Annotated in this window: 24 protein-coding genes; 18 read left to right on the top strand and 6 right to left on the bottom strand. The window is 38.6% G+C overall.

Annotation, left to right across the window (positions count from 1 at the left end):
• The first annotated feature begins 176 nt into the window (after positions 1-176).
• Positions 177-2,681: an SGNH/GDSL hydrolase family protein gene (locus CA2015_RS03585; protein WP_157470285.1), complete on the top strand. Its 2,505-nt coding sequence runs from the start codon at positions 177-179 to the stop codon at positions 2,679-2,681.
• Between the two features lie 152 nt (positions 2,682-2,833).
• Here CA2015_RS03585 and CA2015_RS03580 read toward each other — a convergent pair whose 3' ends face one another.
• The 3 genes from CA2015_RS03580 to tnpB form a co-directional block, all read right to left on the bottom strand.
• Positions 2,834-4,534, bottom strand: a complete 1,701-nt coding sequence (locus CA2015_RS03580; RefSeq protein ID WP_048640656.1) for a right-handed parallel beta-helix repeat-containing protein — start codon at positions 4,532-4,534, stop codon at positions 2,834-2,836.
• Between the two features lie 90 nt (positions 4,535-4,624).
• Complete coding sequence (locus tag CA2015_RS24755) at positions 4,625-4,789, bottom strand: hypothetical protein (RefSeq protein WP_157470282.1); 165 nt, start codon at positions 4,787-4,789, stop codon at positions 4,625-4,627.
• 285 nt (positions 4,790-5,074) lie between these two features.
• The gene (gene tnpB, locus CA2015_RS25395; RefSeq protein ID WP_084011622.1) at positions 5,075-5,338 is read right to left on the bottom strand and encodes an IS66 family insertion sequence element accessory protein TnpB; all 264 of its coding nucleotides are present in this window, start codon (positions 5,336-5,338) and stop codon (positions 5,075-5,077) included.
• Between the two features lie 653 nt (positions 5,339-5,991).
• Between tnpB and CA2015_RS03575 the strand changes: the two genes are divergently transcribed.
• From CA2015_RS03575 to CA2015_RS03555, 5 genes are all read left to right on the top strand, one after another.
• On the top strand, positions 5,992-7,188 hold the full coding sequence (locus CA2015_RS03575; protein ID WP_048640655.1) for a hypothetical protein: 1,197 nt from the start codon (positions 5,992-5,994) through the stop codon (positions 7,186-7,188).
• Positions 7,189-7,405: 217 nt separating this feature from the next.
• Positions 7,406-7,711 carry an EthD family reductase gene (locus tag CA2015_RS03570; RefSeq protein ID WP_084011620.1) on the top strand — a complete coding sequence of 102 codons (306 nt, stop codon included), beginning with the start codon at positions 7,406-7,408 and terminating at the stop codon, positions 7,709-7,711.
• A gap of 240 nt (positions 7,712-7,951) precedes the next feature.
• Positions 7,952-8,716, top strand: coding sequence for a type I methionyl aminopeptidase (gene map, locus CA2015_RS03565; protein ID WP_048640654.1), 765 nt, complete (start codon positions 7,952-7,954; stop codon positions 8,714-8,716).
• A gap of 382 nt (positions 8,717-9,098) precedes the next feature.
• On the top strand, positions 9,099-9,497 hold the full coding sequence (locus CA2015_RS03560) for a hypothetical protein (RefSeq protein ID WP_048640653.1): 399 nt from the start codon (positions 9,099-9,101) through the stop codon (positions 9,495-9,497).
• A 79-nt stretch (positions 9,498-9,576) separates the two neighbouring features.
• Positions 9,577-10,707, top strand: coding sequence for a serine hydrolase domain-containing protein (locus CA2015_RS03555; RefSeq protein ID WP_048640652.1), 1,131 nt, complete (start codon positions 9,577-9,579; stop codon positions 10,705-10,707).
• Positions 10,708-10,737: 30 nt separating this feature from the next.
• Here the strand turns inward: CA2015_RS03555 and CA2015_RS03550 are convergent, their stop codons facing one another.
• A complete protein-coding gene (locus CA2015_RS03550) occupies positions 10,738-11,811 on the bottom strand; it encodes a BF3164 family lipoprotein (protein ID WP_157470279.1) in 1,074 nt (357 codons plus the stop codon).
• A gap of 212 nt (positions 11,812-12,023) precedes the next feature.
• Between CA2015_RS03550 and CA2015_RS03545 the strand changes: the two genes are divergently transcribed.
• From CA2015_RS03545 to CA2015_RS03510, 7 genes are all read left to right on the top strand, one after another.
• Positions 12,024-12,896 (top strand): polysaccharide deacetylase family protein, encoded by an 873-nt coding sequence (locus tag CA2015_RS03545; protein ID WP_084011618.1) that lies wholly within the window; start codon positions 12,024-12,026, stop codon positions 12,894-12,896.
• A gap of 44 nt (positions 12,897-12,940) precedes the next feature.
• Positions 12,941-13,369, top strand: coding sequence for a DUF3995 domain-containing protein (locus CA2015_RS03540; RefSeq protein WP_048640649.1), 429 nt, complete (start codon positions 12,941-12,943; stop codon positions 13,367-13,369).
• A gap of 622 nt (positions 13,370-13,991) precedes the next feature.
• Positions 13,992-15,620 (top strand): long-chain fatty acid--CoA ligase, encoded by a 1,629-nt coding sequence (locus CA2015_RS03530; protein ID WP_048640647.1) that lies wholly within the window; start codon positions 13,992-13,994, stop codon positions 15,618-15,620.
• 216 nt (positions 15,621-15,836) lie between these two features.
• Positions 15,837-16,181: a TfoX/Sxy family protein gene (locus tag CA2015_RS03525; protein WP_048640646.1), complete on the top strand. Its 345-nt coding sequence runs from the start codon at positions 15,837-15,839 to the stop codon at positions 16,179-16,181.
• A gap of 109 nt (positions 16,182-16,290) precedes the next feature.
• Entirely contained in the window at positions 16,291-17,094 is an 804-nt protein-coding gene (locus CA2015_RS03520) for a DUF2911 domain-containing protein (RefSeq protein ID WP_053086640.1), read from the top strand.
• An 87-nt stretch (positions 17,095-17,181) separates the two neighbouring features.
• Positions 17,182-18,249, top strand: coding sequence for a M42 family metallopeptidase (locus CA2015_RS03515; RefSeq protein ID WP_048640645.1), 1,068 nt, complete (start codon positions 17,182-17,184; stop codon positions 18,247-18,249).
• 74 nt (positions 18,250-18,323) lie between these two features.
• A complete protein-coding gene (locus CA2015_RS03510; protein ID WP_048640644.1) occupies positions 18,324-19,304 on the top strand; it encodes a 2-hydroxyacid dehydrogenase in 981 nt (326 codons plus the stop codon).
• A gap of 7 nt (positions 19,305-19,311) precedes the next feature.
• Here the strand turns inward: CA2015_RS03510 and CA2015_RS03505 are convergent, their stop codons facing one another.
• Positions 19,312-20,130: a ZIP family metal transporter gene (locus CA2015_RS03505; protein ID WP_048640643.1), complete on the bottom strand. Its 819-nt coding sequence runs from the start codon at positions 20,128-20,130 to the stop codon at positions 19,312-19,314.
• Positions 20,131-20,337: 207 nt separating this feature from the next.
• Between CA2015_RS03505 and CA2015_RS03500 the strand changes: the two genes are divergently transcribed.
• From CA2015_RS03500 to CA2015_RS03480, 5 genes are all read left to right on the top strand, one after another.
• On the top strand, positions 20,338-20,988 hold the full coding sequence (locus tag CA2015_RS03500; RefSeq protein ID WP_048640642.1) for a metal-dependent transcriptional regulator: 651 nt from the start codon (positions 20,338-20,340) through the stop codon (positions 20,986-20,988).
• 8 nt (positions 20,989-20,996) lie between these two features.
• Positions 20,997-21,695 carry a 2-C-methyl-D-erythritol 4-phosphate cytidylyltransferase gene (locus tag CA2015_RS03495; protein WP_048640641.1) on the top strand — a complete coding sequence of 233 codons (699 nt, stop codon included), beginning with the start codon at positions 20,997-20,999 and terminating at the stop codon, positions 21,693-21,695.
• Positions 21,696-21,802: 107 nt separating this feature from the next.
• Positions 21,803-22,540: a LiaF transmembrane domain-containing protein gene (locus CA2015_RS03490; protein WP_048640640.1), complete on the top strand. Its 738-nt coding sequence runs from the start codon at positions 21,803-21,805 to the stop codon at positions 22,538-22,540.
• A 13-nt stretch (positions 22,541-22,553) separates the two neighbouring features.
• Positions 22,554-23,597: a sensor histidine kinase gene (locus CA2015_RS03485; protein WP_048640639.1), complete on the top strand. Its 1,044-nt coding sequence runs from the start codon at positions 22,554-22,556 to the stop codon at positions 23,595-23,597.
• A complete protein-coding gene (locus CA2015_RS03480; RefSeq protein ID WP_048640638.1) occupies positions 23,594-24,331 on the top strand; it encodes a LytR/AlgR family response regulator transcription factor in 738 nt (245 codons plus the stop codon). The genes CA2015_RS03485 and CA2015_RS03480 overlap by 4 nt, the downstream gene beginning before the upstream one ends.
• A gap of 43 nt (positions 24,332-24,374) precedes the next feature.
• On the opposite strand, the gene CA2015_RS03475 is transcribed toward CA2015_RS03480, so the two are convergent.
• Positions 24,375-24,596, bottom strand: a complete 222-nt coding sequence (locus CA2015_RS03475; RefSeq protein WP_010855875.1) for a DUF2795 domain-containing protein — start codon at positions 24,594-24,596, stop codon at positions 24,375-24,377.
• Positions 24,597-24,650: the final 54 nt, after the last annotated feature.

The following is a 24,650-nucleotide window of genomic DNA, read 5'->3' as shown; positions in this document are numbered from 1 at the left end:
ATTTTGGTTTATTTATTGTAAATCGGTTTTTATTTGTGCTTTTATTGTTTTTAATACAATAATATATTGAAGAAAATTCTTTGACAGCAATCTTTTGTGTGATTTGTTGCTGGCGAGAATGGTGAAGTAGAGGGGCCCTAAACTGAGATTTAAAAAGTACCTTATAAAAGCTACAAATGAAGAATACACTGAAGATTACAATACTGATGCTATGCCTTAGTCTAAGCGCCCTGACCATTAAAGATGGAAAACCCTCGTCTTCAGGAAGTACAGAAGAGGCACCCAATCTACTTTTGAATTCATCTTTTGAGTTCCATTCTTTTATGAGTCACAGAACAGGAAAGGCTTCAGATTTTCAATCTCATAATGTAGCTTTCTGGAACACTGAGGCATGGGGTGATATTGAAGTTATGCGCGAATCACATGTCTCCAAACCCATAAGACCTGATTTTTCAACCCATAATCTGGTAGCGATAAGCCCTGGTAAAAAGATATGGCAATTTTTCACACTTCCCGAGGCAGGTCTGGCCTATGGGGATGAATTGAGTTTATCCGTCCATGGATATCAAAAAGAGGCAAATCAGCTTAAATCTGCGATTAAAGTGATGAAAGCAGATAGTGAAGATGGTGAGTGGAGTCCTAAGGACTTTGGAATGAGAGACAGCCGTAGTTTCCCGAAACATGCAAGGGGTGAGCTGGTTGTGGCCAAAGAATATAGCGCCTCAATGGAGAAGTCCGGAACCATTAAGGTCTCGGTAGAGAATGCCACGATCATTGGAAAAGCAAGCGTTGGCAATATATCAGGGTCAAAAGACATCAATACATTTGGAATTCAGGTTGAATTTGAGAATTTAAGCTCGTCCGATACGGTCTGGATTTATGCTCCAAAGCTCAGCGTTAAAGAGGCTTATAGAAATAGCCTCCATCCTTCAAGGGAGATGACGCCAAACTACAGGCACATTCCAAGAACAATTCAAAAGTTATGGAAAGGAGAAGCCATTCATGTTATTGTAATGGGCTCAAGTATTGACCGGGGAAGTGCCAATCCACCCATGTACATGTACGACGAAGACCCGAGCTCTGCTACCTACAAACAGCCTCTTTCAGAAGGTCTTTTTGATCCAGAAAAAGCTGGTCGAGAGGATCTTGATGGCTATTATGGAGAGTGGAGGCATTATTACAGTTATGCTGGAAGGCTAAAGCTTGAGCTAATGAGAAAATTCAACCTTAGTGCCGATAAAATATGCCTTAATTTTATGGCTGCTGATGGATCAAGTATCGGTGAATCACACTCAGGATTACAGCAGTATTTTTCATTGTCAATACCTCCCAATCCTAATTTAAATGGCCATAAGGAAGGGGAAAGCTGGGAAGATTTATATCCCGATCTTTTTAACCGCAGCGAAGGTGCAAGACCTGATCTTGTGATATTTGGCAGTGGTGCCAATGAGAAAACGGATACACCAGATGAAGTAGCTGTTTTTGAGGGGGCAATACGATGGATTCAACAAAATTATCCCAATACGGAATTCTTGTTTAGCCCTTATCAGAATCAGGGTAAATATACGCCAAATACAGTAGACCTTCAGGCGCTATCTCTAAGATACCAGATCCCATATATGGATTATCCAAAAATAGCTGATGATCTTACAGGCTTGGGAAACAAGTATTCCCTCGTACCATCGGATGGACATCCACAAGCAGCAGCTCATTATCTCTGGTTCAAACAAGTGGAGAAAGCTTTTGAGTGCTGGAATCCGATTTTCGCAGGACAAGCTCAGCTTCAATTGCCTGAAAGGCTTCATACGAATACTTACGGTTGGGAAGGAAATATGGTAACGTTTGATTCCACTAGCTCAAGAATAAAGACCAATAGATTCATATTTGAAGACAATGCAATCAATAGCTGGGGCAAAACCGACAGTGAGCCTCCAGTACCTTATGTTGATGGGGTAAAGTTTGAATCAAGAAGGTCAAGTCCATCATACAACCTACGCAATTCAATGTTCCGACATGGGCGAACCAGTTTAGGGGACAGGCATATTCTTGAAATAGCAGGAGAGAATGCCAAATTAACTTACGTAGATTCCAAAGTAAACCCAAATAGACGCTTTTTTCCTGTATCAAATCCAAACTGGAACTTATCGGGCCAAACGATAGAGCCGTTTCATTCAGAATGGGGAGCGCCATACGGCACAGAGAAAATCACGCTTAAGCCTGGGGAATACATTGAAATTGAAGTTGTTTGTACTGATCTTTCAGTAGCTTGGGTAGATGATCCTGATGCAGGGACGCTTGACATCTTCGTTGATGACCAGCTTATGAAGTCTCAATCTTGTAATATAGGTTTCATCGATACCGACAAAAAGGTTAATTACCTGGAAAACCGCAAGGGCATATTGAATTTGGGTTTTGGCCTGCATAAGGTCCGGTTACAGGCAAAAGATGCGGATGTAGCTGTTTTAAGTGTTTTTACCTATGATTCCCGTTCAAATCTCAATTCAGAGCGAAGGCTTACAGGATTGGCTGTTGGTGGAGAAACACTGGAATTTACGCGACCTTTTAAAACCAGACCATTGGTAATATGTTCTGGGGATTTATCTGTGGATACTAAGGACATTTCAAATACGGGAGTCAAGTTTTCTGGTGCAAATGGAAGTTATATTATAATCGGGGAATAATAAATATAGCTTCGCCATTTGTAATTGATTGTGCTGAGTAAGGTTTAATCAAAAAGAGTGCAATAGACAATCTATTGCACTCTTTTTGGGTAAAGCGACTGATAATTGGTCTCAGCTATAGACTACATGCAACCAATTTATCCAGGGCTAATCTATTTCTCCCAGGCAGACCAGCCTTCATCATGGGCCAAATAGGCACGTCTACCGAATTCCAGAGGGGCAGCTCCTACCTCAAAAGCACCCAAGTCTGGAGCATCCCCTTTGAAATCGTCATTGAATCCCGGGATTTCGATGCCACCATCAATCAATGGGTTACGAATTTGCACAACAGGATCTGTAATGTTTCTTTGGACATCGCCGAACTGATAGGGCTTCCTTCCCCAGACTATAGAATTGATCCTGGATCGAGGGAAATATTCCAGGGAATACGAAGTCCTGTAGAGTCTGGTGGCAGATGGTGTGGTACCGAATTTTATGCCATTTTTCTCCTTGGCCACACCCGATGATAGACCTGAAAAATAATCGTAGTCGTAATCGCTATTGTCAACTGTTTCACGATCAGCTGCCAGTCTTCCTGGAACATCAAAGATATTGTTCCTTGTGACTGTATTGGAAATACCATGACCAGAGAAAGCATGGGAAGCACCCATCGGTTGCACTATCGTATTGTGAAATACATATCTTCTACCTCCGGCAAACGGTTCTCGCTCTCCAGTTTTGATAAAGGATCCTCCACTGGGGTTACGATGTCCTATCCTGGTTTCTCCTACTACATTTTTATAAATATATATCGGGCCTTTCGTAGTAGAAGCGGTAGCTATACCATTGAAGAACTTATGGGCATAATTGCCAAATACCCGAACGTTCATATTGGCTCCTTCGACTTCGATGGCATCATCCCAAACACTACGGATCAGATTGCCATAAATATCCGAGTCCCGGTTCATATTGCCCACATTGGAATAATTTGCGCCACCACCGATGGCATCATTGAACCCATGATCTTCAGTGGAAAGAATATCGTTATACCGTATTACATTCCCTCCTAAGCTTTGGCTAATAGTGATACCTTGAGGTCCTGATGGATGACCTGTTTCCCAATCATTTGATGCACCTCTGGGGTCTTCAATCAAGTTTCTTTGGATGGTCAAATTCCATGTGCCACTTTCTGCTTTAATACCACTATCCGTGCTTCCTTCTAGATTTCCGTAAGTGATGGGGCCGCCTATTCTTCCCCAAAAAGTGATGTAACATTGTTCGATGACAATGTCATGTCTGTTTTCCTTTATACGAATACCATCTACTCTCGCATTACGTATTTCTATTCCCCGGACGATTACATAGTCAGCATCAATTTTAATTCCCTCATTGCCAACATTGCCCATATTGATCACTGAACTGGTATTTTCAGGTACTGTGATTAGATGGTAGCCATCTGCCGTTCCCGATTCTGTGATAATGATGGGGTCAGTTGATTCGCCCTCCGGCAGGTAGGTTGTCTTTCCAATTAGAAATTGATCGTTTCGAGTTGTGAAATTCATGACTGTTTTGTCCTGATCACTCGATAGTTCTACTTGATACTCAGTATTAGGCTCAAGACCGACAATACTTCCCCGATATTGGCCGTCTCTATCATCATACACCAGGTTAAGTCCCTGCGTCCAATCTGAATCCGATGCTTTTTTATATTTTACAGTGCAAATTCCAGACTCAGGTGTTGTCCAATACAGGCCAGTACATTCATAGGTAGATACAGCATAAGGATTGGTAGTATTCTCATCTGGAATTTGGCTATAGCCATCATGCCAAAATAATAGGGCAGAGAATACAAGGATCAAGTTTATAGGTCTCATGAAAATTTTCAAGTAAATATAAATCAATTATGTATAGTTTTTAATCCATTCTTCCGAATCCGCCTTATATGCTATGCGATTGAATAAAATTTAGTATTGTTCATAAACCCCAAGGTCCGGAGCAGTTCCATTGAATGGGAATCCAATATCAGATCCAACATTCACAAGTCCTGACCCAGCTTTCAATCGCAGGAAATCCGGTGAGCTAGGATCCAAACTTACAAAATCACTGGCAGAAACCGTATAATCTGACAAATTCCAACTGTTATGGTGATGTAATCCACTCCGATAACTCGGGACTTTATTGCTAAATTCAATATTATTAACCGTAGTCGTCGTTTTGCCAAGGGTATAACCCGAGTTGTTGTTGTAAGAGACGTTGTTATAAAACAAAACATCTACAATTCATGCTCTTATAACTCTTTATAGTCTATTATCCTGTTATTCATGTTATGAAAACAGGTGTAAATTTGGTTATGAACATTTTAATCCACTTTTTATCAAATAAAAAAGCACTTTTTTCTCCACTTTTTTAAGGGGTTATTCCGTTCTCTGAATAGAATTGGTTTTACTGTAAAAGCAGAACCAGTTGAACGCTTGACATTGCGTCTCCCTCAAGCCTAGATTGTTCAAAATGCCCTGTCCCGGCTTTTTGATGTTCAGGGTAAAACCATCCCCGTTCCACCTCAAAGTCCAGACTTGGTTGGACCGCTTGCCTATGAACATGAAGACGTCCTCATTCATCGGATCGGAGCCAGGTTCATTCTGAAATAGCTCTGAAAGTGTATTGATACCAAAACGTATGTCGGTTTGCTAGGCATAATTAAAGTAGTGGCAGTAAGTAAAAAGAATCAATATTCCACTACCTGAGCAGAACTCCAAGGTATTCAGTGGAACAGTTTTTATAAAGTTCTAGGCTTACACCTAGAGAATAAAGAATATACCCCAATATGCGGCCACGTCCAAAAGAGGACCCGGTTTCAACAACGGAAAACCGTTTCCTGCTGAAGGTGCTTCTATTCAGGTGTTGGATTTTTTTACCGATAGTAAAACATGGTAGAAACTAGGCCCATGGAAGCCGTAAATTCATACTTGCTCTTACCCTATTCGGACCTTTCCTGACATATCTTTTCATTTCTTTCTAGCAATGTCTTTTCATAACACAAGTTTAACCCTATTTGAAATTTCTGGAAGATGTGGTTTATCGGACGGATACAATGTTTTACCCAAAGATGAGAATTAGGTATGGCACAACATTAACTTTTACCTGCTTAATGCATTTGTTGCCTACTCAATGTTTTTGAACCCTCCGTAATTTTTATGTATTTTGCTCAAGATTGTAATAGCTTGTTGAGAAATAATATTTCAACCGTTGACTTTCAACTAAAGAATGGAGAAGGAAGTACTTGTGATCTTTTTGCATCAGTTGCACACGTTTCACTACATATTATAAAATCATGAAACCAAGAAAATATTTATTACTTCTTTTGTTTATAGCGAGCACCATTTCCGCTTTTTCGCAGACCAATCCAATAGGTGTTCGTTTCGATACTTCTACCCTTGTTCGCAAAGGGAACTTTGGTGACAACTGGTGTCAGACCTGGGCCATTGATGACAATGTATATACAATTTTGGACGATGGAAATGGATGGTGGGGGAGTTCAGAGAAATTGAACAGCTTAGCAGATTGGGAAGGATCTATGTTCTTACAAATTTCGGGGGATCAAAATTTTACCGAAAAGAACGTAAAAAAAATGCCTGGATGGCCGGTTAGTTTAGTTGATTCACCATTGTATGGGTACGGCACCTTAGCCGTAGATAGTACTATCTATATGTGGCTATGGAGAAGTGAAACTGATACCTGGTACCGAAGAGCTACTGCTAATAGGCTTTTGTATACGAAAGATTTTGGCAAAACGGTTTACCGTTGGGATGGAACTTTAGAGAATTATAAGTCCTTTCAAGAATTAGACTCAACCGCCTTTTTCTTCCATAAGGAAGATCCACGGCCTAAGGAGGGGAAAGAGGCTTATGCTTTCAATTGGATTGCTTTTTTACAAAATGGGAAAGCCAACTCAGCAGCTAAAGATGAGTTTGTTTATATGTACTCTCCGGAACAGCATGATCCTCGAAATCTGGCTTTGGCTAGGGTACATAAAGACAAAATTTTGGAAAAATCAGCATATGAATATTTTCAAGGAATCAATAACAATCAAGCTATATGGACCTCAGACATGCGTCAGAGAGGTGCTACAATACAGTATCCTGAGGCAGGTGAAGGTGAGCAATGGATGTGGGCCAGTTGGTTTCCTAGTGTCGTTTACAATGCTGGCCTGGATTTATACATTATGGCCAGTTATGGAATAAAGGATCCAAGTAAGGAATTCTGGGATGGCTGGTGCAGGGACTGCCCACTTCCAGGAAGCATTGGGTTTTGGTATTCAGAGAATCCTTGGGGGCCTTGGAAACAGTTTTATTATAAAGATGCCTTTTATCCCGACAACAAGGAAAACCGTACTTATGGCATAAAGTTAAGCCCAAAATGGATCAGTAAAGATGGTAAAAAGATGGTCTTGATCTGGTCTGATGCCGGAAATAATCACAGTACCTATTATAAATGGAATCAAATGGAAATCGAAATAGTTACTGACTGATATAAATATAGGAGATTATTGAAATTAAAGGCTGCAGGAAAAATGTTTCTGCAGGTCAAGAAAGAAAGTTTGTTTTTCTTGCATTTTACTCGTGTTCTAATAACCTCTAAATGAAATATTCTTATCTTGAAAAGATTATTTTCTCAAGTAATGTTTTTTTGAGGAATTATTGAGGAGTAGAATTATAAAAAAAAATAGTCACAGTAATAAAAAAAACATGGTAAAATTAGTTGTAATGTATGGACACCCAGAAGATCCTGCAGCCTTTGAGACTTACTATTCTGAAACTCACCTTCCCATCGCCGCTAAAATTAAGGGTTTAAGTCGTGTTGAGTTTACTAAATTCATTGGAACACCGGATGGAGGAAAACCTTCTCAGTATAGAATGGCAGAATTGTATTTCGACTCTATAGAAGAATTAAAAAAGCAAATGGCTACCCCTGAAGGGCTAGCTGCTGTAAATGATATCCCTAATTTCGCCACAGGTGGTGTGGATGTGATGATAGGAGAGGTTCCAAGCTAATAGCAATTATAACCTCCAGTTGCTGTCGATGAGATAATTTGCATTAACTGCGATCAACAAAGGTTTAATAAGCTGATTCGCAATTGGAATTCCAACCCATATTCAATTGTTTAACCTTTGAATATGGGTTTGAATTTACTGTAAATATCCATTTGTCGGTTAAAAATTATAAATTAGTTAAGAGGTGGAGATTACCTTTTCTATCTTTTATACAGGTCATTAACCTTTTTAAAACAAAGCATGTCGATTACAAAAGAATCCGATTTAGAGGGGATGAAAAGTGTCAGTGAGGTTGTAGGTACAACCTTGAAATTGATGAGAGAATACGCCAAAATTGGTATGTCAACCAAGGAACTGGATGAATATGGAGGTGAAATTCTAAAAGGCTTTGGGGCAAAATCAGCTCCTTATGAAACATATGGTTTTCCCGGATATACTTGCATTAGTGTAAATGAAGTAGCCGCGCATGGTATACCATCCAAGCATAAAATTCTTAAGGAAGGAGATTTAATTAATATAGATGTTTCGGCCGAATTGAATGGGTTTTGGTCTGACAATGGAGGCTCATTTATTATTGGAAAGGACATTAATAAGCTCCAGCCACTTGTAGATGCTTCAAAAAATATTTTACGCAAAGCCATTGGTAATATTAAAGGAGGTGTGAAAATAGCAGATATTGGGGGCTTGATTGAAACAGAAGCAAAAAAACATGGTTTCAAGGTAATCAAGAATTTAGCAGGACATGGTGTTGGAAGGAGCTTACATGAAAAACCTGAGGATATTTTAAACTATCGGGTCAGAAGCAATAGAGAAAGGTTCAAGAAAAACACTACTGTGGCGATTGAAACTTTTATTTCAACCAGCTCAAATATTGCTGTGGAGTTGCAGGATGGGTGGACTTTGGTGGGGAACAAGGGTGGATATGTTACCCAACACGAACAAACAATTTTAGTTACAGATGATGCACCTGTTATTTTAACAAAATCAAACCAGCTTTGGAGCTAAATTTATTGGCAATTGGCCAATGGATGGGAGGTTTTGAGCCCTATTCACTTGGAATAAACTTTCCATAGTTTCAAATACAAGAGTTGTTAAACCCGGATTATGTAATAGAATGTCTATTGCATATTTCGGGTTAAAGTTCCTGATGTGTAGTACTCAACATTTCAATTTGGGTTGATGTCTTTTTCAATTACCCTTTACACTGAGGTCAAAAGATAGAAATGTTTTTGTTATACATAGTCATTAAAGGATTTGTCAATTGTTTTGTACTAAAAGTATTGTGGTGAGTAGGTTACTGGGTTTTTAGTGTTGAAAAATTAAGCTACTCAGAATTAAAGGGTTAAAAGTAAAGAGTTTTGTAAGGCAGGAATTAAAATTTAGAAATATGAAGAAGAAAACAGCTTTGGTGATAATGTTTGGCCTTCTTGGAGTGGTTTTGGTATTTCACTTTTTGGTATTTTTTCAATTTATTCCCTACGATATCGTTTGGGCTGGAAGACTCAACTCTGTGGAGGAGATGAAAACTTTTGAAACCTTCTCTATCCTGTTGAATATATTTCTATTGACCATACTATTCATAAAATACAAACTGATTGAAAGGGAAAAAGAGAATAAAATTATAAATGCACTCATTTGGGTTTTTGCGGCTTTTTTTGGCCTTAATACCATTGGTAATCTTTTTTCGGAAAGCCTATTAGAGTTAATTCTTGGAACGCTACTGACTTTGGTTTCAACAATTCTATGTGTTATCATTGTTAAAAAGGATCGTAAAATGGCTATTTGAATTGAGTGCTATTGTCGATTGTATTGAAGTGATACGCGCATAACAATCCTTCTATTGGAAGTCATAAACTCAGGAATTAATGAACAAGTATCTACAAATTCTAATCTTATTAGTAGTCGTTTATGGCTGTGGAAATCCGTCTTCAAAGGAATCTAAAGCTCAGGTTGAAGAAGTAGAAACATTGACTAAAGCGCAATATGAATTGATTTTTGACAAGGTAAAGGCATTGCCAAACCAAGCTGAGGTTGCCATAGCCATTATTGAAAATGGGAAGGTTAATTTTGTAGGGGTCAAACGCCAACAGGATTCAACTGTGTTTATTCAAAATCAGGACCGGGTTTTCGAAATAGGATCCATTACAAAGGTTTTTACAGGCACCTTGCTGGCCAACTATTTGGTGGAGGAAGAGGTCAATTTGGAGGATCAAATTGACGTCTATTTAAATTATTCATTGAAGGATGATGTTAAAATTACCCTTAAGCAATTGGCTACCCATACCTCCGGCTTGCCTAGAGTGCCAGCAAGTTTAGAGGCGCTGAGTTTAGATAACCCGTACCAGGATTTTGGGGAAAAGGAGCTTAAAACCTATCTGACCCAAGAATTGATCATGATGCATAAACCTGGGGAGGTTTCAGACTACTCAAATCTTGGCGTAGGAATGCTTGGTTATGTGCTAAGCAATAAAGCGCAGATGACTTACGAAGAGATGCTTCAAAAGGAAATTTTTTCTAAATATGGGATGAATACGTCAACTACACTAAGGAGCCAGGTGGAGGATAAATTGGTTAAGGGGCTTAATGATGAAGGGGAAGAGGTGTCGAATTGGGACATGGCTGTGCTGATGGGGGCCGGTGGAATTTTATCCTCGGTAAATGATTTGTCAAAGTTTGCCTTGGCACAATTTGACAGTTCAAACCAAGCGTTGGTTCTTTCGCGAACGGCCTTTTTTAAAGTAAGCGAAAGTTATTCTATGGCTTTAGGTTGGAGTGTCATTCAAACAGAATCGGGAGAAGAATGGAATTGGCACAATGGGGGAACGGGAGGCTATACCTCTTCCATAATTATAGATGTGAAAGCAAAAAATGGGGTGGTCATCCTTTCTAATGTTTCGGGCGTTGAGGAATTGACCAATAATATCACAAGCTTGTCCCCAGAACTAATGAATACCATTGGCAAAGAAGAGCTTTCTGAGTTAAATAAAGGGAAATAGGTTGGTTACCCTTTTTAGCTGTTTTTTGTTTTACAACAACTCCTCTGGGATAGTATAAACCGAAATGCCAGGATCTTCGTCAGTAGTCAATCCATAAATTTCATTTGTATCTTCATTAATAACAAAATTGATGAGTGACCTATCCAACTTTAAATTCCAGAGGGGCTTTCCTTTGTGATCAAAAACCCATATTTGCTCAGCCATAACCGATGTTTTGTTGAATTCAGATAGGCTTACTCCCCCATACAATGCGAAAATATAGCTTTTAGTAACAACAGCATCTCTATAGTGATAGTGAGGGTCCAAACCTAGATACAAATGCTCAATGCCACCTGCATCAATTAGTTCAAACGGTGGCAATGCTAGATCTGGCCCATCTATGATGATAAAGGATTTGTCTCGGTTGTTAAAAACCTCAAGCCTATCCCTGTATAGTCCCACTCTAATAAAAAGTCCTTCATCAGCATTTCCTTTAAAAAAACTACCGTTTAATTCTGCCAGGTGATGAGCATTCAGGTCAGGTCTATCCTTTACCTTTTCCCAAGCTCCATATCCTCCGATTTTATTACCTTCTTTATCAAATTCCAGAATTCGATTTTCACTCACTCTTGATATTCCCAGGAAACTACTGTCAGTAGCCTGAGTGAAAAACCGAATACCCATCATTGGCTCAGTCATTTTCCATTCACTTTTCCCAAGAAGTGTAGCGTCTGACATCGAATATTCGACTATTTTCCTCCTATTCATCGAATAGGTCCAAAAAGTATCAGCATTTTCTCCTTTATAAAACAAGCTAGCATCAATCAATTCTAAAGGACCTTCACCATGTTTCCCCTTTGGTTTATCATAAGTCCAATCTTTGGAATTGATAATATGGATTCGGGGATTTTCCTCAGGAACTCTCCATGCTTCAGAGATCAGAATTTTGTCATCAACTAATCCGATTTTAGAAGGATTGATGATTTCCTCGAAATAATACTTTTGTGAAGTAATGGGAATTACTTTGAAATCCTTCTCTTGGATAATTCTGTAGGAAAGGTCCTCTGATGCTGTCTCACAAGAACTTAATACAAATAGAAATAGGATTATAATATTTCTGTTCATTCCTAAATATACAGTTTTTAATTTTATTTCAATAAAATGATCGGAAATAGAATATTCTTTAAGAAATTGAATCAAAGCATACTTGAAATAGCCTAATTTTAATAAAATAATAAGAACTTAGCATGTAACTAAAATCATGGAATAAATTGAATTTGAAATACTTATTCTTAACGGGGTTTTTAATTATTTGTCAGTTGGCAAATTGTCAAAAAATGGTATCTATCACCATTGATGATGTTCCCAACACCCGCAGGTTCGAAAAAGATGGCTTCCAATCTGTTCTCATGCAGAAATTGGATTCCTTAGAAATACCCATTGCCATTTTCATTAACGAGGCACGTGTTTATAGTACAGACTCCATAACCAGAAACTTTGGACTTCTAAACGATTGGGCCCAAAAGGAATACATAACCTTAGGCAATCATTCATTTAGCCATGCTCGGTATTCCATCACAGGAGTAGATGCCTATGCAAGTGAAATTATAAATGGGGAAGCCATCACTCGACAACTTGCTAAGAAATACAATAAAAGCCTTCAATACTTTAGGTTTCCATTCAATGATTTAGGCGAAGATTCTGTCCAACATGTGCAAGTAAGAAACTTCTTAAAAGATAATGGGTATACTATTACGCCCTATACAGTGGAGAGTGTGGACTGGATGTTCAATTTTGTCTATGAGGATTTCCTAGATAAAGGGGAGGTTGAAAAAGCGAAAGAGATCGGAGAGGAATATTTGAGGACAACTTTGGCTTATTTTGAATTTTTTGAAGACCTGGCTTTTAAGGACTATCAGCGTACTGTCAATCAAATATATTTATGCCACGACACTAAACTGAATGCAGATTATCTTCCTCAATTAATAAATGAGTTAAAAAAGAGAGGGTATGAATTCATAAGTCTGGGAGAGGCTTTGACAGATAAGGTTTACCAGCAAAAGGAAAATTATTATAAAAAATGGGGTGCTTCCTGGTTGTACAGGTGGCAGGCTACACACGAAGAACAGGTAGGCAATATGAGAAAAGAACCTTCCACCGAAAGCATTACAACCCTTTATAATGAAATATTGGAGAGGAAAGACAAGTAATAGTTAAATTCGAAACCTTGTAGGGAAATTTAAATTAAAAAATCATGCATTCAATAGGCGCATTAGTGCTATTTGCTATTTTTACAGTTCTTGGGATTATTCATTTTTCCTGGGCTTTTGGAGGAACTTGGGGTTTAGAAAAAACCTTACCCACCAATGAAAGTGGTGAAAGGGTATTAAATCCAAAAAACATTGATAGTGCAATTGTTGGGTTTGGTTTAACTTTTTTCGGCCTCTTTTATTTATTGAAATCAGGTTTTTTACAGCTCCCAATCCCTGTTTGGGTAATGACTTATGGGGGGTGGATTATCCCTGGGATATTTATTTTCAGAGCCATTGGTGATTTTAAGTATGTGGGGTTTTTCAAAAAAATTAAAAACACCCCATTTGGAAAAGCAGATCTGAATTTTTTCTCTCCCCTCTGTTTATTTATTGGGCTATTAGGGATTCTGCTACAATTGATAAATCAATAATTATTTTAAAAGTATTCCGATCTCGCACAAAGTGATTGTGGCCTACAGGCAATACCGAGGTTAAGGCCTTTTGACAATCTCCTCTCTGAATTTGGATAGGGTTGCTAATTAGATGCCCGAGTAGCCGGTTTAGGGTATTTTTTAACCATGTATCCACAAATCATTTTGTACCCTTCAAAAAATCAGTAGATTAGTAATGAAGATAATGTAGAGATGCATTTACTCCTAGATTTGACTATTTAAGGTAGGAAGACTAAAATTAAATATAACATTAACCCAAATAATTTTGAAAAGGAGTGAACTTATTGCTTGTTCGGACCAGGTTTCCTGTAGTATTTGGCTCCTAAGGGTTTTTAATTGGATTGGATATTTTTTTAAAAGTCTTCCAGGTATTACTCGAACCCTTCTAGGGTTATCATCAAAAAATAAAATAATCGCAACCAACTTCATTAGTGAAATCATCCATTTAAACAGGTTTCATTTACCCAGTAATAACCTATTCTTAGCATTGTATAATGATGGAGAATAGGTTTTTTCTTTTGAGTAGGTTTCAGAGGTAAGCTTCTGTAATCTTCAATAGTGAGTAGAATAATTAATAAAATAAAACCCAAAATATTAAAGAATGGAAGGCTTAATGATGAATTACCCACTCACGACAAATACTATTCTTGAGTATGGAAACAGTGTTTATCATCATAAAAAAATTATCAGTTATTTGCCTGATGGAACCCGTGAAGAGTACCTTTTTGGTGACATGTACAAGCGATGTAAAAAGCTAGCCAATGCCTTGACCAAGAAATTAGGTGTCACAAAAGGGGATATGGTAGGCACTTTTGCATGGAATCATGGTGTGCATGTAGAATTGTACTATGGGATATCTGGTGTAGGAGCGATATGCCATCCAATAAATATTCGCTTGTCAGACAATCAAACCGAGTATATAATCAATAATTCTGAAGACAAGGTAATATTTGTTGACGCTACGTTGGTCCATCTTTTAGAGAAGATAGCCCCTTTACTTGAAACGGTAGAATGCTATATTCTATTAAATGCGCCTAAAGATTTCAAAACCACATTGCCTAATACCCTGCATTATGAAGATTTGTTAGTAGAACAATCCCATGATTTTGCATGGCCTGAAATCAATGAAAATGACGCTTGCTGTATTTGTTATACAAGTGGAACCACAGGTTTGCCAAAAGGAGTCTTGTATTCCCATAGATCCACCTACCTACATGCATCTGCCATTACGGCTCCAAATGCTTTTAACTTCAATAACCGAGACATTGTTTTACTGATTATTCCCCAATTTCATGTGATGGCCTGGGGTTTGCCCTATAGCTGTTTGTTGTCGGGCTCAGATATGGTTTTGCCATCCTCAAATTTAAAGCCAGAGGGAATTATTCAAATACTTATAGATGAGAAAGTGAATAAAGCTAATGGTGTCCCGACCATTTGGTTGGGCGTGTACCATGCTTTGAAGATGAATCCGCCGAAAGAAAAGTTAGCGCTTGAAGAGTACCTTGTTGGTGGTTCTGCATTGACAAAAAGCCTTATTGAAGCCTTTGATAAAGACTTTGGGGTAAAAGGGGTGCAAGTCTGGGGGATGACCGAGACCTCTCCTTTGGCAACCGTCAGCCGACTTCAGCCAAAACACGACACTTTTTCCTACCCAGAAAAAGTTGCCGTTCGGGCCAATCAGGGTATTCCGCTTCCTGGGGTTGAGTTAAGGGTAGTGACAGATGATGGGAAGGTAGCGCCAAATGATGGTAAATCCATAGGGGAGCTGCAAACAAGAGGAGCTTGGATCGTTAGCGCTTATTTCAAGACCAATAATCACGAAAACTTTACAAATGATGGCTGGTTTAAAACTGGTGATGTAAGTACAATTGATGAAGATGGGTATATGGAGATTAAGGATAGGATCAAAGACCTTATTAAAAGTGGAGGGGAATGGATCTCCAGCGTGGCCCTGGAATCTGCAATAATGGCCCATCCTAAAATTAGAGAAGCAGCAGTTATAGGGATTCCAGACGATAAATGGGTAGAGGTGCCATTGGCTGCGATGGTTTTAATGGACAAGGAAGATGAGGTTTCGGAGGAAGAATTAATTGCGTTTTTATCAAGAGACTTTGTGAAATACCAGATTCCAAAAGTGTTTGTTTTTATCAATGAAGTCCCAAAAACCAGCACTGGAAAGTTTGACAAGAAAGAAATCAGAAGGCTTTTTTCTGAAGGGAAACTTAGCTAAACCAGTTGTACAATTTTATACTTGATGAAATTTCCTGGGGTTTATAGAGAACCATTGTCCCCTTATCATCCTAGGTCAATTGATATTAAGGCAACTGCTTATTTGCTTAGCAACGATGGGTAGGTGTATTCTGTATAAGTTTGTTTATTAATGGTTTATGGGTCATTTTTTTGTGGTGGACTTAATTTTTACACTTGAATTTAGTACCTTTTAAAAATGGCATATGATGAACATTTAGGCGATCGAATCCGACAATTCCTACAAACAAAAAAAATCTTTTTTATTGACAAGAAAATGATGGGAGGATTGGTTTTTATGGTCAATGGTAAAATGTGTTGCGGCATCCATATTGATAAAAAATATGGAGACAGTCTTCTAATGGCGAAGATTGGACCAGAAGCTTACGAATCAGAGATAAAAAAAGAGGTTTGCCTACCAATGGATTTTACCGGTAGACCTATGAAAGGCTATATTTTCATAATTCCAGAAGGATTTGATAGGGATTCTGATTTAGAATATTGGATTGATAAAGCTTTGTCATTCAATAGCTCGATTAAATAATAACAAAATAGGAGACCATTGAGATGTTTGCTTTTCCCTATTTAAAATTAAGCTGTTAATAAACTCAGCCAAATATCCTTCTATTATTCATATACATTTAGATTTAAAAATGATGCGATATATTATAATTGTGACAATACTAATTTTCGCAACCTTTCAAGTTAGAGGGCAAGGCGTAGATTTTAACTTTCCCTCTTTTAGTCCCAAAGGGAGTATTTCTCAGATTGTGGGAAATACCTTGATTGCAATTGAATACGAAAGGCCTTCAGCCAGAAAGCGAGAGGTTTTTGGAGGATTAGTCCCTTGGGGTAAAGTCTGGCGCACAGGAGCGGGGAATTGTACCAAAATACGATTTGACCATGAGGTTATGGTTGGAGGTCAAAAAGTGGCTGCTGGCAGTTACTCCATTTTTACCATTCCCAATCCAAAAGAATGGGTAGTAATATTCAATTCTGACACTACCCTTTATGGGACTTATGACTATGATTACCATAAAGATGCAGCCCGATTTGTAGTGGTTCCTTCCGTAACAAGTCGTTTTTATGAGACTTTAAATTTCGATATTGAATTGCAACAGCACGATGCCCGGGTTTACTTATCTTGTGCTAATACTGAGGTCAATTTTCCTATTGAAACAAGGACAAATGGAATTATTCAACAATTTATAGAAGAGGAACTACTGACCGGTAAAAATACGGTGGCGGATAATTATGCTGGTGCAGCGGCTTATTTGGCTTTTAGTGAGATTGATTTGAAAACGGCACTGAAATTGGCAGATATAGCAAAAGACCTGGATAGGGACAGTGAATGGACTAGTGGCATAAAGATAGGTATCTATGAAAAGTTAATGCTTTATGCCAGCACTATTTTTACCCTAACAATCTTGTTTGTAACTTTATCCCAATTGATTTGATAGAATAGCTTTATCTGCACTGAATTCAGTACAGAGATTAATGGCAGCTATTTTGCGGTCAAGTACTGAATACAATTTAATCTATATATGGATACTAACGAAAAATTTCTTTACAAATACCTTAACAATGCCTCACCAACAGGCTTTGAAGCTTCAGGTCAACAGATCTGGTTGGATTATATAAAACCTTTTGTGGATGATTATTTTACAGATCCTTACGGAACAGCAGTAGGTGTCATCAATCCCGATGCAGAGTACAAGGTAGTTATAGAAGCCCATGCTGATGAGATTAGCTGGTTTGTCAATTATATCACCCCAGAGGGTTATATCTATGTGATCAGAAATGGTGGTTCAGACCATATGATCGCTCCCTCTATGCGTGTCAATATCCATACCGACAAAGGAATTGTACCTGGTGTTTTTGGCTGGCCAGCCATTCATGTCAGAGACAAAGCAAAAGAGGAGACACCTAAAATGGAAAATATTTTCATTGATATTGGAGCAAGGTCAAAAGATGAGGTCTTGGAAATGGGGGTTCATGTGGGTTGTGTCATTACTTTTAAGGATGAGTTGACCGAATTGAATAAAAAGTTTTATACTGGACGTGCCCTAGATAATCGCATCGGTGGTTTTATGATTGCGGAAGTGGCCAGATTATTGAAGCAGGACAATATTAAATTGCCTTTTGGTTTGTATATCGTCAATGCTGTTCAAGAAGAAATAGGCTTGCGAGGAGCGGAGATGATTGCTGCTCGAATTAAGCCTGATGTGGCGATTATCACTGATGTTTGTCACGATACTACGGCTCCAATGTACAGCAAAATTGCCAGTGGGGATTATACTGCTGGAAAAGGCCCGGTGCTAACCTGTGGTGCTGCAGTACATAAAAAATTATTGGATTTAATCATTGATACCGCTAAGAAAGAGGATATCCCTTTTCAAAGATCAGCTTCTTCAAGAAGTACAGGTACTGATACAGATGCATTTGCTTACTCCAATGGAGGTGTACCAGCGGCTTTGATCTCATTGCCTTTAAAATACATGCATACTACTGTAGAAACGGCTAGTAAGGAGGATATCGAAAATGTGATTGGCTTAATGCTTGCCTTTTTAAAGAATTTTGATCAAAAATTTGATTTTAGGTACGTTAAATAATGACCAATAATGGCGGGAATAATCCCGTCATTATTTTTTTACACTAACACCATTAGGTGGAAAAATGAAATTTTATGAAAGTTTTTATAAATAAAATTATCCCTGAAATAGGTTTTAAATTGCTTGATGAGGTAGGTATTGCCTATACCGTGTGGAAGGAAAAACCAATACTGGATAGGGGGCAAGCCATTCAGTTTTGCAAAGGACATGATGCTTTTATTAGCGTTGGCCAAGCGGGTCTGGATGCTGATTTTTTCAAAGAATGCAATCACCTTAAAGTTGTTGCGCTTCACTCAGTAGGGTTTGATGGAGTGGACATAAAAGCGGCTACAGAAAATGGTGTACCTGTGGGAAATACGCCCAATGTTTTAAATAAAGCTACTGCTGAAACTGCCTTATTGCTGATGTTGACAGTTGCTCGTAAAGCGCTTTACCTACATAATAAAATAAAAAAGGGAGAATGGGGAGCCTCGCAGCCTACCCAGGACCTTGGCTTTGATTTAGCTGGGAAAACCCTCGGGATTGTTGGTTTAGGGAGAATAGGTACAGAGCTTGCGAAAATTGTTACCCAATCCTGGGGAATGAAAATTCTCTATCACAACCGAAGCACAAATGATGAAGCAGAGAAAGAACTTGGAGCTAAGAAGGTAAGTATGGATGAGCTTTTGGTTCAAAGTGATGTGGTCTCCGTACATACAGCACTTACCCCAGAAACAAAAGGCATGTTTGGGATGGAGCAGTTCAAGAAAATGAAACCTACAGCAATATTTATCAATACTGCACGTGGAGGCGTACATAAGGAAGATGAGCTTACTGAAGCCTTGCGACAGCGGATCATATGGGGAGCTGGCCTTGATGTAACCAACCCTGAACCCATGTCAAAGGACAATCCGCTATTGGAAATGGAGAATGCGGTTGTATTTCCACATATAGGTTCAGCTACAAAAGAAACCAGAGATGAAATGTCCAGGTGCGCTGTAGAGAATGTCATAGCGGGGCTGAAAGGAGATCCTTTGCCATATCCTGTAAACCCAGAAGTGTGCCAAGGGAAATAGGCCTGGCTTAACCGAGGGCTACATCTAAAACCATCATGATGATAAAACCACCGATAAAGCCCATTGTGGCCATGTCGGTATTGCCATCCTGCTGGGATTCAGGTACTACTTCTTCTATCACAACAAATATCATGGCTCCTGCAGCAAATGCCAAAGCATAAGGCAGAATGGGAGTGAAAAGTGAAACAGCTACGGCGCCCAATACACCTGCAACTGGTTCTACCAAGGCAGAGGCCTGTCCCATCAGAAAGCTCTTTCTTCTGCTCATTCCCATTCTTCTCAGTGGAACAGCTACAGCGATTCCTTCAGGGAGGTTTTGTAAGCCTATACCTATTGCTAAAATAACAGCTCCTGCAATGCTTGCTTCAGGAACACCAGAGGCTGCTCCTCCAAACAAAACACCTACCGCTAATCCTTCAGGAATATTGTGCATTGTAATGGCAAGAACCAATAGGGTTGTCCTCTGCCAAGGGGTTTTGATACCTTCTGTTTTCTTGAAATTGATATGGACATGTGGAAGGATTTTATCCAAAACAAAAATAAACAATGCGCCTCCTAAAAAACCTATGGCTGCAGGCATAACTTTAACAAAGCTCTCTCCTTCACTCATATTGATGGCTGGTGCCAAAAGACTCCAGAAGCTGGCAGCTATCATTACTCCACCGGTAAATCCCATCATTGTGTCTAGGAAAGGCCTGTTCATTTTCTTAAAGAAAAACACGAAAGCAGCCCCAACGGCGGTGACAAACCAAGTAAATGTGGTTGCAATCAAAGCAGCGTATGCCGGAGAAATACTACTTAGGTAGTCAACAATAATGTCAAACATTTTATATTATCTTTTAAAATTTATTTTTTTTGAGTAATCATGTGATTAATAATCCTTCATCAATTCTTAAATGAATGGGTATCACTTATAAAAACTTGTGTTTAGTTAGCTTCATCTTTAATTTAGCCGAGACAAATTTAAATAGTTAGATTTGACTAACAAATATATTTCAATATTTTTTTATCTTTGTTTTGAAATAATTAAAGAATGACCAATAGCCAATCCATAGAGAATTACCTTAAAGTAATTTTTAACCAAGCCATAGCGACTGATGACGTTAACACTACTAGTATAGCCCAGGCTTTAGAAGTCAGTCTGCCTTCCGTAAACAGCATGGTTAAAAAATTAGCCGGAATGGGTTTGCTGGAGTATGAAAAATACAAGCCGCTTAAAATTACAGCCAAAGGCAGAAAAATGGCTGCCATGATTATTAGGAAGCACAGGCTAACAGAAATGTATTTGGTTGAGAAAATGGGCTTTGGATGGGAAGAGGTACATGAGATAGCCGAACAACTAGAGCATATTCAGTCCAATGCCTTCTTTGACAGAATGGATGAAATTCTAGGCTACCCTGAACGCGATCCACACGGCTCGCCTATACCTACAAGTAATGGAGAAATTGCCACACAAAAATTTAGGTTGCTTTCAGATTGCCAACCCAATGAACTGGTGACTTTAAAGGCTTTAAGCAAAACTTCTGATGAGTTTTTAAAGTACCTCAATAGCAAAGGTCTGGCTTTAGGTGTAGAGGTAGAGATTCTGGAAGTAGAGGCTTATGACAAGAACATGAAAGTAGCTTATGGTGGTCAAGAAGAAGTGTTGTCCGCATTGGTATGTTCTAAACTTCTGGTAAGTTGATAGAGGCTATGCTAAAGGATCAAGAAAAATATGCCATTGTAGTTGCAGGAGGAGCAGGAGTAAGGATGGGAGGAGATATACCCAAGCAATTTTTGCCCATAGGTGGTTTACCTGTATTGATGCACACCTTGAAAAAATTCAAGGCTTATAATGAAGGACTTCATCTAGTTTTGGTATTGCCTGAGAATCAATTTGAATATTGGAAGGGTTTATGCGTGAAATCTGGTTTCAATGTCCCACATAAACTAGTAAAAGGAGGGGCTAGTAGGTTTAGATCTGTTCAGAATGGATTGGATAGCATAGCGGAGAAGGAAGGCTTGGTGGCTATTCATGATGGGGTACGCCCGTTTGTATCTAAGGAGGTGATTCACAAGAGCTTTACAGCAGCAGCCAAATATGGAAGTGCCATCGCTGTGGTGCCTTTAAAAGATTCCATAAGAAGTATTGATTCAAATGGATCTTCTCAATTCAAAAATAGAGACAACTACCGATTAGTACAGACCCCACAAACATTCCAATTGAATAAAATAAAAAAAGCATTCAGCACTGAAGAAAAATCCTATTTTACTGACGATGCTACTGTATATGAAAACATGGGGTGGGAAGTACATTTGATTGCAGGGAATCCAGAAAATATTAAATTAACCACACCTGAAGATTTGAGTTATGCTGATTATTTAATTGGCTTAAATGGTAAAGCCAATTAACAGTTAAATCAGGTCGTTCATCGGTATTTTTTTTTCGTTAGGCGAAGCAGTCTATTTATTGGGATTTGATTGAGCTACCTTTCAATCATCAAATAAATAATAAAACCATGAATGATAAAAGAAATGGAAATTTCGTATTAGGGGTATTGATTTTAGTAATAGGGTCATTACTATTGTTAAAGCAGTTGGGCTTTTTTATCCCATATTGGATTTTTTCTTGGCCTATGATATTAATTGCAATTGGGATTTATACAGGCTATAAAAGTAGATTTCAGAATACAGGTTCTATAATCATGATTTTAATAGGTGGTTTTTTCCTATTGAGAAACACGTTTTTTCTTCCCTACCACATAGGTGCATTGTTATTTCCTATAGGATTGATTGTATTGGGGTTATACATTATTGTTAAGAAAAACAGATCCAAGCCCTTTAATATGGCTGGATGGGAAAAGGGCTTTGACCAAAGTACTTCCGAGGATTTAGGTACCTTAGGTCATGACAGTTCTAATTACATAAAAGTAGATGCCTTTCTTACCGGGATAAAGCGAAAGGTTATGTCCAAGAACTTTAAAGGGGGAGAAGTAACCAGTGTTTTTGGTGGTTCGAATATAGACTTAATGCATGCTGATATTCAAGACCAGGCGGTATTGAAGGTTTCGGTCGCATTTGGTGGATTAAAATTAATTGTGCCTCCGCACTGGGATGTGCAGTTGGGCGTGAGTAACCTGGCAGCAGGTATAGATGATAAAAGGTATGGACAGCAGGCAAATACCCAATCCCCTGAAAAGAGATTAATCCTTACAGGAACAGTCCTTTTTGGAGGGATAGAAATTACTTCCTACTAAAATATAACCCGCTATGGAAAAGTCACATGAATCCTATTTGATCAATGATAATTATGGAGACCATGTGATTTTTCTTTTGACGGTTTTTGCTGGGGTCTTTGGCAGTACCTACTATTGGCAAGGTAACTTGGAGTGGAGTACTGTTGATGCCTTGCTTAGCACCATCACTCTTGGAATAGGTGTTTTTCTTATAAGGTTAATGTTGAATTATTATCCTGTTGGAAAGATAAAAAGTTGGCCGACAATTTTATTTTCTCTCACTATAGCGGGTATACTTACCTTTTTGAATCGATTGTTATGGGAGTCCGGTTGGTTGGATTATACCGATGCTCTTGCACTGTTTGACACTACTATTTTTCTTAGGGGCACAGTTATTACTTTACTACTGCATCTTATAGGGTTAATTGTCTTGTCGGACAAGTCTAGTACCAAAGATTTAAATATGCTTCAACAAGAGGAGATTCGGCAGAAACTGTCCACTGATGCTGAACTTCATTACCTGCGTCAGCAAATGCAGCCTCATTTCCTTTTTAACAGTTTAAATTCCATCAATGCCTTATTGCTAAGAGATCCAGAGAGGGCTAGAGAGATGGTTCAGGGGCTCGCTGATTTTTATAGAGGAAATCTGAAGATGGATCCAAAAAAGTGGGAGCAGGTGGATAATGAAATGAAAATCATTGGTCAATACCTTAAATTGGAAAAAATTCGGTTTGGCCATAGGTTGAAGTATGAAATAAATTTACCTGAAAATCCATCCACTTTAAAATTACCTTCTCTAATGGTGCAAGGGCTTGTCGAAAATGCAGTAAAGCATGGGCTTTATGGTGTTACTGGTGATGTTTTAATCCAAATTGATGTTAGTCAGAAGGACAATGATCTCCTGATTTCCGTACATAATCCCTGTGATGGTGATTTAGGTCAGGCCTCTGGAACTGGTTTTGGGTTGGAAAGTCTACAGAGAAGATTATTTCTTGTTTTTGGCCGTAAAGATTTGCTTGAATATCAGGAAGTCGACGGTCAGTTTACCGCTACCTTAAAAATACCTCAATTAAGATGATACGATGTTTGATTGTTGATGATGAGCCCTTGGCCCAGGATTTACTTCAGGATTATTTGGCCGATTTTCCTGATATCGAAGTACTGGGAAAATGTAACGATGGCTTTGAGGCCTTCAAAGCGATAGGAGAACTTAAACCTGATTTGCTGTTTTTGGATATAGAAATGCCTAAAATAACCGGCTTTGAACTATTGGAGCTTTTAGAGAATCCTCCCAAAGTGATTTTTACCACTGCCTATGATAGCTATGCGATCAAGGCTTTTGAATTGCAAGCCATTGATTACCTTTTAAAGCCATTCTCTAAAGACAGGTTGGCCCAAGCTATAGGAAGAAGCATTGAGGAGACGGGGCTTTCTACTCAGGCTAAAATGGGTAAGGTAAGGGAGGATTTGCCTGAAGATGGGTTTTTAAAGAGGGTTGTTGTAAAGACAGGCAATAGGATAGAAGTAATCAACGCAAATAATATTGTATCATTTAGTTCTGATGGGGATTACGTAAGGATCAATTCGGAAGGGAAAGTTTACCTGAAATTAGGAACGATGGCTTATTACGAAAAAATGCTTGATCCACATGCTTTCATCCGCATCCACCGTTCTCATCTGGTGAATATCTCGGCAATAAGCAAAATTGAGCCCTACCAAAAAGAAAACTACCTTATCTTTCTTAAAGATAGAACGCAGTTACCTGTTAGTAAAAAAGGAATGGTGAAACTAAAAAAGGCTTTACGGATATAATGAGTAAAAAAGCCTTCACTTAAAAAAAGAGAAGGCTTGGTACTTAATATTCGTCTTCATTAAAGAAGAAATCGTCTTTTGTTGGATAGTCAGGCCATATTTCCTCAATGTTTTCATAAGGTTCACCATCGTCTTCGAGCTCTTGGAGGTTTTCGACAACCTCTAAAGGTGCTCCAGAGCGAATAGCAAAATCAATTAACTCATCCTTGGTGGCTGGCCACGGAGCGTCTTCCAAATAGGAGGCAAGTTCTAAAGTCCAATACATAATCTACACAAGTTTAAAGATCCCCTTAAAGGGGTGCAAAAATAGAAATACTTT

Source organism: Cyclobacterium amurskyense, from assembly GCF_001050135.1.
GTDB lineage: Bacteria > Bacteroidota > Bacteroidia > Cytophagales > Cyclobacteriaceae > Cyclobacterium > Cyclobacterium amurskyense.
Note: the sequence above shows the minus strand (reverse complement) of the source record. Positions and strands in the feature narration are given on the sequence as shown.